Genomic DNA, 13,839 nt, shown 5'->3' on the forward strand with positions numbered 1-13,839 from the left:
TCAGGCGTCCGGCCACCAGGTGCGTGCGATGTCCTCGCGGATCTCGGGCCGGCCGGCGCGGCGCGCGTCGGCCTCCTCCCGGATCCGGCGGGCGTCCGTCTTCTTCTTCGGGTCCAGGGGCTTGTGCACGGTCACACGGCGCATGGCTGCCTCCTCACGGATCCACCGGGTTCCGCGATCTCACGGGGGCAGACCCTTTCCGCGAGAGTTCCTCATCGGCACGGATCTGTCAGTGGCCACTGTCACGATTCGACTGCCAGCGGCGGGTGTCACCCTCGGGCCATGTCATACGGGAGTGACGGACCGGCTCCGCCACGTGTCCACCGGGACGCCGAGGCCCCCGCTTCGACACCGAGCCGGACCACGGGCCGCGCGATCCCCGGGTGCGCCGCGCCTGGGCCGACCGTATGCGCTCCTGGCTGTCCCGACGGGCGGCCGACGTCCTCGACCTGGGGTGCGGCACGGGCAGCCTCGCGCTCCTCGCGGCCGAGCAGGGGCACCGGGTCACGGGCGTCGACCCGTCCCCGGCGATGCTGGAGCGGGCCCGGGCCGAACCGGCCGGGCGTGACGCCCTGTTCCCGACCGGTGACGCCTCGGCGCCGCCCGTGGGGGAGCGGTGCTTCGACGTCGTCCTGGCCCGGCACGTCCTGTGGACGCTGCCCGGCCCCGGCCGGGTGCCGCGGCACTGGCGGGGGCCGCTGCGTCCGGGCGGGCGGCCGGTCCTCGTCGAGGGCGTATGGGGAAGCGTGGCGCCGGCCGGCATCTGTGCCGCCCGGCTCACCGCTCTCCTCGCTCCGCTCGCCGGGCAGGTGCGCGTGGAGCCGCTGTCGGACGATCCGCTGCTGTGGGGGAAGGAGGCGGACGACGAGCGGTACGCGGCGGTCGTCGCCCTCTAGACCAGCAAAGGCCCGAAACCGCCCGCGCGGGCGAGCCGTTCCAGGTCGGCCAGCGCGGCGATCGCGGCGGCAGCGGCGGAGGGGTCACGGTCCGCCAGGCCGCTCTCGGCGAACTCGTCCTCGTCCAGCCGGCGTACGTCCGTGCCGTCCGCGGAGCGCCACAGGTCCAGGTCGAGGTCCTCGACGACCAGCTCGGCGCCGGTGCGCACGGCCGGGCGGGTGATGTCGCAGTACCAGCCCTTCAGGGCGCCCGTTCCCGCGCGGACCTCCTTCACCGAGTACCAGCGGTCGCGCCAGTAGTGCTCGGTGAAGACGTCCCCGGGCTCGAACCGTACGAAGCCGAAGTCCCGGACGCCGGCGCCGGCCCACGGGGCGCGGACGGTGATCCGGGTGCCGTCGTCGCCCAGGAGCACGGCCCGGTAACGGATCTTCGTACGGCCGCCCTTGACCAGGACCACGTCCACCGGACCGCCCGTCTCCCCTCCGGCGTCAGCCGAGTTCGCGGACATACCGCACCTGCGTCGCGCGGACCTCGTACCCGGACCACTTGTTGACGGCCGGCACCGGGCCGGTGCCGGTGTCGTTGCCCGTGGACGCCTCGGCGCACCCGGCCGCGCGGGTGTGGCGCAGGGAGGTGTTCTTGACCAGCCTGGCCAGACCACGGCCGCGGTGGGCGCGGGCGGTGCCGGTCATCGCCGTCGCGTACCGGCCGCCGCCGTCCGTGTGGGCGGCGGTGAAGGCAGCGGGGCGGACGTCGGGGCGCGGATCGTGTGCGGAGACGGTCATGTGCGCGCACGCTACGGGGGAACGCGGTCGGCCGCCTCTCGTTTTCCGCGGGTACGGGACAATCGTCTTGTGACCCTGAAGATCTACATCGACGACGGTGCGGCGCCCTACGAGCAGGTGCGCGCGCAGATCTCCGAGCAGGCCCGGCAGGGTGTGCTGCCGGTGGGGTACCGGCTGCCCACCGTGCGCGGTCTGGCCGAGTCCCTGGGGCTGGCCGCGAACACGGTCGCCAAGGCGTACCGGGCGCTGGAGGGGGACGGGGTGATCGAGACGCGGGGGCGCAACGGGACGTTCGTCGCCGCGGCGGGGGCGGCGGCGGAGCGGGAGCTGGCCGCGGCGGCGCAGGAGTTCGCCGCGCGGGCCCGGCGGCTGGGGCAGACGCGGGACGAGGCGCTGGCGGCGGTGCGGGACGCCCTGCGGGCGGCGTTCACCGGCTGAGCGCCGCGCGGGCGAACGCGCGGGGGACCGGGTCATGGCCCCGTCACAGGTACAGTCCCGCGTCCGCGCCCTCCCGGGGCTCCGGCAGCGCGGTCGGTGACGTGCCCCGGCGCAGCGCGTACAGCTCCGCCAGCGTCGCGCCCTCGCGTCCGACGCCCTCCTCCGTGCCCAGCCAGCTCACCGCCTCCGGCCGGGTGAGCGGGCCCACCTCGATCCGGGCCAGACAGCGCCCGGGGCGGACCACGGCGGGGTGCAGGCGCTCCAGGTCCTCGTTGGTCGTCACGCCGACCAGCACGTTGCGGCCCTGGCCGAGCAGGCCGTCGGTGAGGTTGAGCAGCCGGGACAGGGCCTGCCCGGCGGTGTGCTTGGCCTCGCCGCGGATCAGTTCGTCGCAGTCCTCCAGGAGCAGCAGCCGCCAGCGGTCCCTGCCCGCCGCGTCCTCCTCGCCGATGGCGATGTCCATCAGATAGCCGACGTCGGAGAAGAGCCGCTCGGGGTCGAGGACGCAGTCCACCTGGCACCAGTCCCGCCAGGACCGGGCCAGGGTGCGCAGCGCGGAGGTCTTGCCGGTGCCCGGCGGGCCGTGCAGCAGGAGCAGCCGGCCGGCGATGTCCTCGGGGCCGGTCTTCATCAGCCGGTCCATCGCGTCCGCCACCGGCGCCGTGTAGTTGGGCCGCACCTCCTCCCACGTACCGGCGGAGATCTGCCGGGTGGTGCGGTGCGGGCCGCGGCGCGGGGAGACGTACCAGAACCCCATCGTCACGTTCTCCGGCTGCGGCTCCGGTTCGTCGGCCGCGCCGTCGGTGGCCTGGCCGAGGACCTGCTCGGCCAGGCCGGCGCTGGTCGCCGTCACCGTGACGTCGGCGCCCCGGTTCCAGCGGGAGACCAGCAGGGTCCAGCCGTCGCCCTCGGCCAGCGTCGCGCTGCGGTCGCCGTCGCGGGCGGCGCGCAGCACCTTGGCGCCGGGCGGCAGCAGCGTCACGCCGGAGCGCACCCGGTCGATGTTGACCGCGTGCGAGAAAGGCTGCTCGCCCGTGGCGAAGCGGCCGAGGAACAGCGCGTCGACGATGTCGGTCGGGGAGTCGCTGTCGTCGACGTGGAGCCGGATCGGCAGCGCGTCGTGCGGGTTGACTGACATGCCGCCATGATCCGGCACGGGGGCGGCGCGTGCACCCGGTTTCCCGCCGCGCGCCGCCCCGGCGCTCAGCGGCCCGCGCCGGCGAAGGACCTCCCGCGCAACCGCCGCGCCCGGCGGACCACCGCGTACCCCTTGGTGAGCGCCCGGTCCCGGGCGAAGGCACGGGCGATCGCCCGGCCCTCGACCAGCCGGGCGAACTCCTCCGCCCCGGTGCCGCGGCGCACCGTCACCCGGCGCAGGGCGTACGGTCCCTGGGCGCGGCGGGCCAGCCCGTTGCCCACCGCCAGCGCCTGCGCGTACCCCGTCTCGCGCACCGCCGCCCGCACCCGGCGGTCGGAGTAGCCGTAGGGGTAGGCGAAGGAGACCGGCGCCGTGCCCACCTGGTCGGTGACGATCTCCTTGCAGTGGATCAGCTCGTGCCGCAGGTCCCCGGCGCGCAACTGGTCGAGCTGCGGGTGGGTGTGGCTGTGCCCGCCGATCTCCACGCCGGCGCCCGCCAGTTCGCGCACCTGGTCCCAGTCGAGCATGGTGTCCAGGGCGCCCCCGGTGTCGTACGGGCCGCGCAGCCAGCCGGTGGAGACGAACAGCGTGGCCGGGAAGCCGTGCTCGGCCAGGACCGGCAGGGCGTGGCGGTGCACGCCCTCGTAGCCGTCGTCGAAGGTGACGAGCACCGGCCGGGCGGGCAGCGGGCGGCCCGAGCGCCAGGCCGCGGCCAGCTCGGCGGTGGTCAGGGGGGTGAACCCGCGGTCCGCCACCACCGCCATCTGCTCCGCGAACGCCTCCGGGGTCACCGACAGCGCGCGGGTCGCGTCGTTCGGTTCGGCGGCGACGGCGTGGTACATGAGGATCGGCACGCGTGGATCAGCCATGTGCGCCGCCTCCGTCCGGCACCCGCGCGTCAGTCACGGCCGTCACCCCCGATCGGCGCCGACGAGAACGTCACCGCGCCCCGCCGCGCCCGCAGGCTGCCCACCACGTAGCCGCCCGCCGCCGTGAGCGCCCCGGCGACGATCGCGCCCGCCCGGCCCGCGCCGCCCGGCCGGGCCAGCACCGCGTCCCGCAGCCCGCGCGCCACCCCGGCGGGCAGCACGCGGGAGGCGTACCGCCGCTCCGACTCCAGCCCCTTGTCCGCGCCGACGCTGCGCGCCACCAGCGCCTTGGACAGGCCCTCGGCGTAGGCGCGGGTGCGGAAGTAGGCGAAGTGCTCGCGGGGGCCGGGCACCCGGTGGTGGATGACCGCCCGGTCGTCGATCAGCAGCACGGCGTCCGGCCGGGCCCGGGCGAGCCGGATGCACAGCTCCGTCTCCTCGCAGCCCAGCGGGCGTCTGTCGCCGTCCCGTCCGATGCCGGTGGCGAAGCCGCCCGCCGCGTCGAACGCCTCGCGCCGGAAGGAGGCGTTGCCGCCGAGCACGTTGCGCACCCGGACCCGGCCGGGCGGCAGGCCCCGGTAGGTGCAGCCCACCACCCAGTCGAACTCCTCGGGGAACCAGAGGGGCCGCCGCCCCGACGCCCAGACGGGCACCGTGCGCCCGCCGACCGCCATGACGCTCGGATCGTCGTACGCCCCGGCGAAGTGCAGCAGCCAGTCGCGCTCGGCCACGGCGTCGTCGTCGAGGAAGGCGATCACCTCGCCGCGCGCGGCGGCGATGCCGGTGTTGCGGCCCGCGGACAGCCCGCGGGGGCCCGCGTTGGCGAGCACCCGCACGTCCCCGGCTTCCTCGTACTCCTTGCCGAGCCGGTCCCGCAGCGCCTCGTTGTGGTCGACGACCAGCAGCGTCTCCAGGGCCGGCCGGGACTGCGCCCGCACCGAGTCGACCGCCGCGAGGATGTCCTCCCAGCGGTCCTCGGTGTAGGCGCAGATCACCACGGAGATGTCCGGAGCGCTCAAGACACCTTCCCCCGGACGCCACGGGCGGGAACCGTGCCGAGCACCGGCGACCGGTCGCGGCTGCCGCGCAGCTCACGCCGGTTGGAGCGCTCCTGGAGGATGACTCTCAGCACCCGCAGCCCGTCCCGCACCGCCCGCAGGTTGCTGGCGCCGTGGATGCGCAGGTACTCGTGGCTGGGTATCTCCTGGACCTTCAGGCCGGCCTTGACGACCCGGATGTTCATCAGGGTCTCGACCTCGAAGCCCGTGCAGTCCAGTTCGATCTTGTCCAGGCAGTGCCGCCAGAACGCGTTGTAGCCGTAGCACAGGTCGGTGTAGCGGGCGCCGAACTTGCGGTTGACGACCGCGCACAGGGCGGCGTTGCCCATCTTGCGGACGAAGGTCATGTCGTCGGTGCCGCCGCCGTTGGCGAAGCGCGAGCCCTTGGCGAAGTCGGCGCCGGAGACCAGGGCGGAGACGTACGACACGATCTCCTGCCCGTCGGCCGAGCCGTCGGCGTCGACCATCACGATGATGTCGCCGGTGCACGCCTGGAAACCGGTGATCAGCGCGTCCCCCTTGCCCTTGCCGCGCTGCTCCACCACCTTGACGTCCGGCCGCAGTTCACGGGCGACCGCGACGGTGTCGTCGGTGGAGTTGCCGTCCACCAGGACGACCTCGTGTATCCAGTCGGGCAGCGTCTTGAAGACGTACGGCAGGTTCTCCGCCTCGTTCATCGCCGGGATGACCACGCTCACCGGCGGCGCGATGGCCAGATGCGAGGAGATCGGCCGGTACGTCGCGGCGCCCGACGGGTCGTTGCCGGTGGCCGGCGGCTGCAGAACTGAGCTCATGAGTCTGGTCCCTCTCGTCCGGCGGACCGCCCGCCCCGGGGGCGGTCCGGCTGTGTGTCCGGTTCGAAAGGGGGGTTGGTCCCACCCACGGCACGGCGTCCACAACGCTCCGTGCACGCCAGTGAGCTGGCGAAACTGGCCGACCCCGGAAAACGGCAGCCGACCGCGCGGCACGACCGGCTCGGCTGGTGGATCGGTCACCGAGCACGGCACCCCCCTACCGCGCCCCGCCCGGACCGCCGCGGTCGTGAGCCCTCCCCTGAGCCGCTTGCCGACGGTACCGATGCGGGTGAGATGTATGACGGTATTGACGATTGAACCCGTATGGCAAGGCCTGGAACGAGCCCTCACGTTTTTGTTGGTTTGCCTGTCATTCAGCGGCCTCAATGTCGCGCAGACCGGCGGAAACCGTCAAGACGGCCTTCTGTTGGCCCGCCGTTCGGGTCATTTTTGGCATGAGCACTTCCTGTCAACACGCGTAGCTGTTACCACGGTTGTGGCAGAGAACCTGCCGAGGACCTGCTAATGGGAGGCTCCATGAGACGTTCCCGACTTGTCGGATTCCTTGCTTCCGCACTCCTCGCCGCCTGCGCCGCTCTCACCGGGGCCGCCACCGCGCAGGCCGCCGGATCGGCCGCCGCCACCGGCTACGTGGCCCTCGGCGACTCCTACTCCTCCGGGGTGGGCGCGGGCAGCTACACCGCCGAGAGCGGCGACTGCAAGCGCAGCACCCTGGCCTACCCCCAGCTCTGGGCCGACGCCAACTCGCCCTCCTCCTTCGACTTCACCGCCTGCTCCGGTGCCCGTACGGGTGATGTCCTCGCCGGGCAGCTCGGCCCCCTCGACTCCTCCACCGGGCTGGTCTCCATCAGCGTCGGCGGCAACGACGCCGGGTTCGCCGACGTCATGACGACCTGTGTGCTCCAGTCCGACAGCGGCTGCCTCTCGCGGATCGCCACCGCGCGGGCCTACGTCGACTCCACGCTGCCCGGCAACCTGGACAGCGTGTACTCCGGGATCCGCGGCAAGGCCCCCAACGCCCGCGTCGTGGTGCTCGGTTACCCCCGCTTCTACCAGCTCGGCACCACCTGCCTCGGCCTGTCCGAGACCAAGCGGAAGGCGATCAACGACGCCTCCGACCTGCTCAACACGGTGGTCGCCCGCCGCGCCGCCGCCCACGGCTTCACCTTCGCCGACGTCCGCGGCCCCTTCACCGGCCACGAGATCTGCTCCGGCAGCTCCTGGCTGCACAGCGTCAACTGGCTCAACATCGGCGAGTCCTACCACCCGACGGCCGCGGGCCAGTCGGGCGGCTACCTGCCGGCCCTGAACGGCGCCGCCTGACCCGGCACCCCGTCAGGGGGCGTACGGGGAAGCGGAAGGCGAGGGGGAGGTCCCGTGCGTCGGGGCCTCCCCCTCGCACGTCACCGAGAACGGCAGCGGGGCCGAGGCGTCGTCCACCGGCTCCCGCACCTCCACCCCGATCTCTCCCTCGGCCGTGCCGCTCCCGTCGTACGCCGTCACCACCGCCGTGTCCTGCCGCTCCCGGCCGCCGTCCGCCGGGAAGGACGGGGTCTTCCAGCCCTGCCCGGACAGCGCGCCGTCCGGCGTCGCCCGGCGGCAGACGACCGTGGCCGGCAGCCGCTCCACCCGGAACGTCGCCGTGAACGCGGGCGCCTCTGCCCCGGGCGGCGGGCAAGCCCCCGTGTGCTCGGTGTGCAAGCCCGGCACCTCGACCTCGACCCCGACCGACTGCGACGGGGACGGGGTCGGGGGCGGGGACGGGGACGGGGTCGGGGACGGCGTACCGCCGTCGTCACCGTTGCCGCCCCCTCGCCCCCGGCCCGTCCCCGTCCGCGAGGGGGCGCGGTCGTGACGCCGGGCGGACGAGACGCTTTCGCCGGGCGACCGCGTGCACCGGTCGCGGCCCGCGCTCCCCGGGGCGTGGCCGCGCTCCCCGGCGCGCGGCCACGCTCCCCGGGGCTCTTCGACGGCGACACGCCCACGTCGCCCCCGGCCTCGGCCGATCCGCGTCAGCACGGGCCGCGACCGCGGGATTCACCGGCGGCTCCCCGCGCCCCCCGGCCGACCGATTGTCCAACTCGCCCTGAAAACTGCTGAATTCGCAGAGTAATCGACAACACCCTTGCGGGGTAGGTGACTCCTGCGACCGCGATGCGCGGGAGCCGCGCGGGGGAGATAGGGTTAGCCTGCCCGGGCCGGGTGGACTCGTTACGGGTGGGGAGTGACATGGAACAGATAACAGTGCGCAGCAGGGCCAGGGTCCCTGCGATCACCTGCGGGAGCAGTGCGACCAGTTCGCGTCTCGACCGCCATCTCGCGGTGCTCGGCGGTCCCGCCGTGCCCCGGCGCGAGACGGTGGAGGCGGCCTCGCTGATGCGGGAGCTGATCGCCCGGGAGCCCGTGCGTGAGCACAGCGCCAGGCGTGCCCGGGTCCGCCGGGTCTCGCTCTTCGCGCCACTGCGCCGACTGCGTCGTTCGCTGTTCGGCGGCAGCTGAGGCCCGCGCTCGAAGGACCGCACCGTCCGGCGTCGTGCCGCGCACCCGTCGTCCGTCATCCCCACGGCCGCGGTGACGCTCCGGTGTGTTCCCGAGCGCGGGCACTCCCGTTTCCCTCCCCGGTGCTCCACCCCGCCGCGGTGACACGTGTTTCGCGCCCGCCCACCGACCGGGTGATCGTCCGGGCTCAGGGCCGCTGACCGTCCCCGCCGTGACCGGCCGCCGTGCCCCGCCGCCGCGCCCGGTCCCGTCCGGAAGCGCGTCCGCGCGGCCCGCGCGACCAGGATGGCGACGCCCACGAGCGGCACCGGCACCGGCGGGTGCCGGACCACGCGGTCACCGGGCGCGGCCGGCGCCGCCGCCCTGACCGTCGGTGCCCGTCCGTGCCGGCCGCCTCGGCCGACGGGACCCGGGAGCGCGCCGAGCCGGTCCCGCGCGGGGGGCTCCTCCCTCACCCGGACCGGCTTCCCGGAGAAGGCCCGGTTCGGCATCGGGTCCGGCACGGCCGGGTTCCCCGTCGCCTCCGCCCCGGCATCCCAAGACGGAGGCGACGGGTGGGCCGAGGGCGCCGGGCGGGGAACCGCCCCGCCCGACGGCTGCGAGCCGCCGATGTACGAGCCGCCCCAGCGGCTCCTGAAGCGGACCGGGCACTCCCGGCCCCCGGCGAACAGCACCCGGCCACCGGAGAAGGCCGTCTCCCAGGAGAAGCCCTTCCCTGGGCTTTCCCCCCAGGCTCCCCCTGAACTTCCCCCTTGGGTCCGTAACTCGCCCCGGCCCCGACGCCGGGGTCTCAGCGCTCCCCGTGCGCGTGCCGGCGTACGGCGAGCGGCACGAAGACGGCCAGCAGCACCGCGCACCACGCCAGCGACCCCGCGACCGGGTGCGCCACCGGCCAGGCGGCGCCCTCGGGCACGGGGGCGTTGCCGAACAGGTCCCGCAGGGCGGTCGTGACGGCGCTGATCGGGTTCCACTCGGCGACCGTCCGCAGTCCGTCCGGCAGTCCCTCGGCCGGGATGTAGGCGCTGGACAGCAGGGGCAGCAGGAAGGTCGCTCCGCCGAGCTGGCCGGCCGCCTCCTCGTTCCGGGTGAGCAGGCCCAGGAAGATCCCGGCCCACACGCACGCGAACCGGAACAGCAGCAGCAGCGCGAGGGCGCCCGCCGCGCCGAGCGCGCCGCCCTCCACCCGCCAGCCCACCGCGAGCCCCACCAGCAGGAACGGGACCGTCCCCGCGGCCGTCAGCGCCACGTCCGCGACCGCCTGGGCGAGCGGCACCGCCGCCCGGCTCACCGGCAGGGTGCGCAGCCGGTCGGTCACGCCCCGGTGGGTGTCCTGGGCCGCCTGGAACATGCCCGTCATGATCCCGCCCGCCGCCGTGGCCGCCAGCAGCCCCGGCACCAGGAACGACCGGTACGCGGCGCCCGGAACCGCCAGCGCGCTGCCGAAGACGTAGCCGAAGAACAGCAGCATGGAGACGGGCATCGTCTGGGTGAGGACCAGCAGCCCGGGGTTGTTCCGGGCCCGGCGCAGGTGGCGGCCCAGGAGGGCGGCGCCGTCGTACGTCAGGGTGCTCATGGCGCGTACTCCTTCTCGGTGGCGCCGGTCAGGCGCAGGAAGACGTCGTCCAGGGTGGGCGGACGCAGACTCACGTCGGCCAGCGGCACGCCCGCCGCGTCCAGCGCCCGCACCAGGCGGGGCAGGGTCAGGGTCGGATCGGTGCTGACCGCGGCGACGGCCAGCCGTTCGTGGTCCAGGACGGGTTCGCGGCCCGTGAGGCGGTCGAGGACGGCCGCCGCCCCGGCCATCGCGTCGGGGCCCGTGACGACCGCCTCCGCGCGCGCCCCGACCAGTGCCTTCAGTTCGGCGGGCGGCCCGGTGCGGGCCGCCCGGCCCCGGTCCATCAGGACGATGTCGTCGGCGAGCCGGTCCGCCTCCTCCAGGTACTGCGTGGTGAGCAGCACGGTCGTGCCCTCCTCCCGCAGTTCGCGCACCGCCTCCCGGACGCGGTTGCGGCCGGCCGGGTCGAGGCCGGTGGTCGGCTCGTCCAGGAACAGGACGTCGGGGCGCCGGACCAGGCTCGCCGCCAGGTCCAGGCGGCGGCGCGTGCCGCCCGACCAGGTGGACACCGGCCGGTCGGCGGCCCTGGACAGCCCGAACCGCTCCAGCAGCGCGTCCGCCCGGCCCGCCGCGTCCCGCACCCGGTGCAGCCGGGCGAACAGGCGCAGGTTCTCCCGCCCGGTCAGGTCCCCGTCGACCGACACGTCCTGGCCGGTGACGCCGATCCGGCGGCGTACCGCCGCCGCCTGGCGCACCAGGTCCAGGCCGGCGATCCGCGCCGACCCCGCGTCCGGGCGCAGCAGCGTGGTCAGCAGCCGCACCGCCGTCGTCTTCCCCGCCCCGTTGGGCCCGAGCAGCCCGCACACCGTGCCCTCGGCCACCGCCAGATCCAGCCCCCGCAGCGCGCGTACCTCGCCGAAGCGCTTCTCCAGCCCCTCACTAAGTACAGCGTACGTAGTAGTCATGGAGCGACCATAGCGCACTACGTACGGTGTACGTAACTAAAATGGTGGCCGAGGTGATGACCGATGGCGGGCCGAGCGGCCGTACCCGAAGTGATCTGGGCGCGCCCCGAGCGCACCGGCCGCGGACCAAGGCCCGGCCACACCCGCGCCGACATCGCGTCCGCCGCGGTACGGCTCGCGGACGCCGGGGGACTGGACGCGGTCTCCATGCGCCACGTCGCGGCCGAACTGGGCTGCGGCACCATGTCGCTGTACAACTACGTCCCCCGCAAGGAGGACCTCCACGAGCTGATGGTGGACGCCGTCAGCGGTGAGCACGCGCGGTGGGAGCCGACGGGCGACTGGCGGGCGGACATGTTCCGGGTCGCGCGCGACACCCGGGCGCTGATGCACGCCCACCCCTGGCTGCCGCGCCTGATGTCCCCGGTCTACGGCTTCAGCCCCAACGCCCTGCGCTACCTGGAGCACTGCCTGGCCTGCCTGGACCCGCTGGAGGAGTCCTACGGCACCAAGATGCAGCTGATCGCGCTGGTGAACGGTGTGGTGACGACCTACGTCGGCAACGAACTGGCCACCGCCGAGCGCGCCCGTTCCCTGCCCTGGTCCCCCGAGGAGGAGCAGCGGGCGCGGATCGCCTACCTCGGCTCCCGGATCGCCGGCGGCGCCTATCCGCGGCTGGCGGCGGCCTTCGCCGAGGACGCCGGGCCGATCGATCTGGAGGCGGTGTTCGAGGAGGCCCTGCGGCGGGTGCTGAACGGGTTCGGGTGACGCGCGCGCTCACAGCAGGGCCAGCTGCCCCTCGGGGCCTTCCTCGCGGGAGTCCAGCACGGAGGCCGGGGCGCGGGCCGGGCGGGGGACGGGGAGGACGCCCGCCGCGCGCAGGTCGCCCGCGGTGACCGGGTCGGTCACCGTGAACCCGGCCCGCTCGGCGCGGACCTCGGCCAGCAGGGCCAGTACGGTGATCAGCTCCAGCAGCTCCGAGGTCCAGGTCTGCGGCCAGCCGGCCGGGCGGATCGCGGACAGCGTGCCCGGCTCGCCCCCGGCGGCGCGCGCCGCGAACCAGCGCTCCAGCACCCGTACCCCGCCCGCCTCGAACTCCCAGGCCTCCGGCGGCACCGGGGAGATCCGGCCCTCGTCGAGGTGGAGGACCTCCTCGTTCCGGTCGTAGCGCAGGGCCTGCGGGCGCGGCGGCAGCGGGGCACGGACGTACGGGCGGCGGCCGCCGGGCAGCCTGGGGCGCTCACCGTCGCGCCGCAGCAGCCACAGCGCGCGCCGGCCCAGCCGGACGCCGTGCTCCCACAGGCCGGGGTCCGAGGTGAGCGGAACCGTCCGGTCCGCGCGCACCGCCGTCAGTATCCAGGCCAGCACGTCCAGCGGGCCGGGACGGGTGCCCAGCCGGGCCGCCAGGTGCTCCAGCAGGCCCGGGGCCAGGTTCGGTTCCGTGCCGCCGGGACGGCGGTGCAGCGGGCGGACCCGGCCGGGGCCGAACAGCGGGAGCAGCGAGGTGGCCAGCAGCGCGCCCGGGGTGTCGGGCGACTCGACGACGAAGACCTGGTGGGCGTCGGCCACCCGCCACAGCTCGGGGCGGGCCGCGTCGATCAGCCGGTGGTCGGGGATCAGCCACTGCTCGTCGAACGGCGCGCGCAGCACCCGTACCGGCTCCGGGCACGGCCCCGAGGCCCGCTCCAGCCGCTCCGTGCCCGCGGCGACGCCCGGCAACTGCCCGACCGCGGTACGCGGCGAGCGGGCCCGCGTCGGCTCGAACAGGGCCGCGCGGTCCGGCCCGTCGGCCTTCATCAGCGCGTCCCAACGGGCCCTCAGGGACGCCGCGTCGGGCGCCGTCGGCCAGCCCCGGCCGAGCCGGGGCGGTGCGACGGACCACGGCATCAGGTCCGCCAGCGGCGGAGCGTCGTCGTGCGTCACGCTGGGCATCGTACGACGCTCCCCGCCCGGCTCAGGGGGCGTCCAGGGTGACGCCGAACGAGAAGCGGTCGCCCCGGTAGTGGATGACCGCCACGTCCAGCACCCGTCCCGCCGGGTCCCGCTTGACGCCCGTGCGGTGCAGGATCGGGCTGAGCAGCGGGACGCCGAGGAGCCGGGCCGTCTCCGGGTCCGCGAGCCGCGCCTCCACCGTGTCCGTGATCCGGCCGATCGCCACGCCCACCACGTCCCGCGGCACCCTCGTCATCGGCAGCCGGGCGAGGTCGTCCGGGGCGACGCGGGCGGCCAGTTCGGGACGGACCCGGTCGCGGGCGTGGTCGGTCGGCTCGCCGGTCCCCGCGTCCCGGCGCAGCCGGTGGTACGCCGTCACCTCGGCCAGGTCCGGGAAGCAGCCGGCGAGCCCGGCGGGCACCGGGCGGCTCCCGTGCGCCAGCAACTCGCCGCGCGTCCCGGGCCGCTGGGCCACGATCGCGTCCACCCAGCCCAGCAGCCGCACCGGCGCGGACCGTACCGCGTGCGGCTCGACGAAGGTGCCGCGCCGGCGGTGCCGGGTGATCAGCCCCTCCTCCTCCAACTCCTTCAGCGCCTGCCGCATGGTGAGCACGCTGACGCCGTAGTGCCCGGCGAGCCGTTCCCCGGTGGGCAGGCGCAGCGGGTCCCGCGGGGCGCGGCCGAGCAGGGAGGCGCGCGGCGACCGCGACACCTGGTACCACAGCGGCAGCTTGCGGTTCAGGACGAGGGAGTCCGGGGCGAAGCACGGGGGCGGGGACGGCGAAGACGTGGACGGCGAAGACGTGGACGGGGAGGACAGGGACGGCGGGGACGGCGGGGACGGGGGCGGAGAGGGCGGGGGCGGGGGCGGGGGCGGCGTGGACATGG

The 13,839-nt window shown here is 75.1% G+C and carries 16 protein-coding genes and 1 pseudogene; 5 read left to right on the forward strand and 12 right to left on the reverse strand.

What is annotated here, in order from left to right; all coding sequences use genetic code 11:
- Nucleotides 1-144, reverse strand: a complete 144-nt coding sequence (locus ACY1JF_RS03900; protein WP_403544464.1) for a hypothetical protein — start codon at nt 142-144, stop codon at nt 1-3.
- Between the two features lie 239 nt (nt 145-383).
- On the opposite strand from ACY1JF_RS03900, the gene ACY1JF_RS03905 reads away from it, so the two are divergent.
- The gene (locus ACY1JF_RS03905; protein ID WP_462703532.1) at nt 384-896 is read left to right on the forward strand and encodes a class I SAM-dependent methyltransferase; all 513 of its coding nucleotides are present in this window, start codon (nt 384-386) and stop codon (nt 894-896) included.
- Here the strand turns inward: ACY1JF_RS03905 and ACY1JF_RS03910 are convergent.
- Nucleotides 893-1,405 (reverse strand): ribonuclease FAU-1 family protein, encoded by a 513-nt coding sequence (locus ACY1JF_RS03910; protein ID WP_462703533.1) that lies wholly within the window; start codon nt 1,403-1,405, stop codon nt 893-895. The two genes, ACY1JF_RS03905 and ACY1JF_RS03910, sit on opposite strands and share 4 nt — an antisense overlap.
- Nucleotides 1,386-1,652, reverse strand: a pseudogene (locus ACY1JF_RS03915) (GNAT family N-acetyltransferase); the annotation flags it as partial. The gene ACY1JF_RS03910 and the pseudogene ACY1JF_RS03915, both read right to left, overlap by 20 nt.
- Before the next feature lie 99 nt (nt 1,653-1,751).
- On the opposite strand from ACY1JF_RS03915, the gene ACY1JF_RS03920 reads away from it, so the two are divergent.
- Complete coding sequence (locus ACY1JF_RS03920) at nt 1,752-2,120, forward strand: GntR family transcriptional regulator (RefSeq protein WP_462703534.1); 369 nt, start codon at nt 1,752-1,754, stop codon at nt 2,118-2,120.
- A gap of 43 nt (nt 2,121-2,163) precedes the next feature.
- On the opposite strand, the gene ACY1JF_RS03925 is transcribed toward ACY1JF_RS03920, so the two are convergent.
- The 4 genes from ACY1JF_RS03925 to ACY1JF_RS03940 all read right to left on the reverse strand — a co-directional run bounded on the left by ACY1JF_RS03925 (nt 2,164) and on the right by ACY1JF_RS03940 (nt 5,979).
- Nucleotides 2,164-3,258, reverse strand: coding sequence for a DUF5925 domain-containing protein (locus ACY1JF_RS03925; protein ID WP_462703535.1), 1,095 nt, complete (start codon nt 3,256-3,258; stop codon nt 2,164-2,166).
- 65 nt (nt 3,259-3,323) lie between these two features.
- Nucleotides 3,324-4,127 (reverse strand): polysaccharide deacetylase family protein, encoded by an 804-nt coding sequence (locus tag ACY1JF_RS03930; protein ID WP_462703536.1) that lies wholly within the window; start codon nt 4,125-4,127, stop codon nt 3,324-3,326.
- Between the two features lie 29 nt (nt 4,128-4,156).
- Nucleotides 4,157-5,146 carry a glycosyltransferase family 2 protein gene (locus ACY1JF_RS03935; RefSeq protein WP_462703537.1) on the reverse strand — a complete coding sequence of 330 codons (990 nt, stop codon included), beginning with the start codon at nt 5,144-5,146 and terminating at the stop codon, nt 4,157-4,159.
- Nucleotides 5,143-5,979 (reverse strand): glycosyltransferase family 2 protein, encoded by an 837-nt coding sequence (locus ACY1JF_RS03940; protein ID WP_462703538.1) that lies wholly within the window; start codon nt 5,977-5,979, stop codon nt 5,143-5,145. The genes ACY1JF_RS03935 and ACY1JF_RS03940 overlap by 4 nt, the downstream gene beginning before the upstream one ends.
- A gap of 537 nt (nt 5,980-6,516) precedes the next feature.
- Between ACY1JF_RS03940 and ACY1JF_RS03945 the strand changes: the two genes are divergently transcribed.
- Nucleotides 6,517-7,323 (forward strand): SGNH/GDSL hydrolase family protein, encoded by an 807-nt coding sequence (locus tag ACY1JF_RS03945; RefSeq protein WP_462703539.1) that lies wholly within the window; start codon nt 6,517-6,519, stop codon nt 7,321-7,323.
- A gap of 12 nt (nt 7,324-7,335) precedes the next feature.
- On the opposite strand, the gene ACY1JF_RS03950 is transcribed toward ACY1JF_RS03945, so the two are convergent.
- Entirely contained in the window at nt 7,336-7,701 is a 366-nt protein-coding gene (locus ACY1JF_RS03950) for a hypothetical protein (protein ID WP_462703540.1), read from the reverse strand.
- 528 nt (nt 7,702-8,229) lie between these two features.
- Here ACY1JF_RS03950 and ACY1JF_RS03955 point away from each other — a divergent pair.
- Nucleotides 8,230-8,499, forward strand: a complete 270-nt coding sequence (locus ACY1JF_RS03955; RefSeq protein ID WP_462703541.1) for a hypothetical protein — start codon at nt 8,230-8,232, stop codon at nt 8,497-8,499.
- Between the two features lie 790 nt (nt 8,500-9,289).
- Here ACY1JF_RS03955 and ACY1JF_RS03960 read toward each other — a convergent pair.
- Nucleotides 9,290-10,072 (reverse strand): ABC transporter permease, encoded by a 783-nt coding sequence (locus tag ACY1JF_RS03960; protein ID WP_462703542.1) that lies wholly within the window; start codon nt 10,070-10,072, stop codon nt 9,290-9,292.
- Nucleotides 10,069-11,019, reverse strand: coding sequence for an ATP-binding cassette domain-containing protein (locus ACY1JF_RS03965; RefSeq protein ID WP_462703543.1), 951 nt, complete (start codon nt 11,017-11,019; stop codon nt 10,069-10,071). The genes ACY1JF_RS03960 and ACY1JF_RS03965 overlap by 4 nt, the downstream gene beginning before the upstream one ends.
- Nucleotides 11,020-11,082: 63 nt before the next feature.
- On the opposite strand from ACY1JF_RS03965, the gene ACY1JF_RS03970 reads away from it, so the two are divergent.
- Nucleotides 11,083-11,787, forward strand: a complete 705-nt coding sequence (locus tag ACY1JF_RS03970; RefSeq protein ID WP_462703544.1) for a TetR/AcrR family transcriptional regulator — start codon at nt 11,083-11,085, stop codon at nt 11,785-11,787.
- Between the two features lie 9 nt (nt 11,788-11,796).
- Here the strand turns inward: ACY1JF_RS03970 and ACY1JF_RS03975 are convergent, their stop codons facing one another.
- Nucleotides 11,797-12,951 (reverse strand): type ISP restriction/modification enzyme, encoded by a 1,155-nt coding sequence (locus tag ACY1JF_RS03975; protein ID WP_462703545.1) that lies wholly within the window; start codon nt 12,949-12,951, stop codon nt 11,797-11,799.
- A 22-nt stretch (nt 12,952-12,973) separates the two neighbouring features.
- Nucleotides 12,974-13,837: a GntR family transcriptional regulator gene (locus ACY1JF_RS03980; protein ID WP_462703546.1), complete on the reverse strand. Its 864-nt coding sequence runs from the start codon at nt 13,835-13,837 to the stop codon at nt 12,974-12,976.
- Nucleotides 13,838-13,839: the final 2 nt, after the last annotated feature.

This window comes from Streptomyces sp. SYSU D01066-1 (assembly GCF_054956795.1).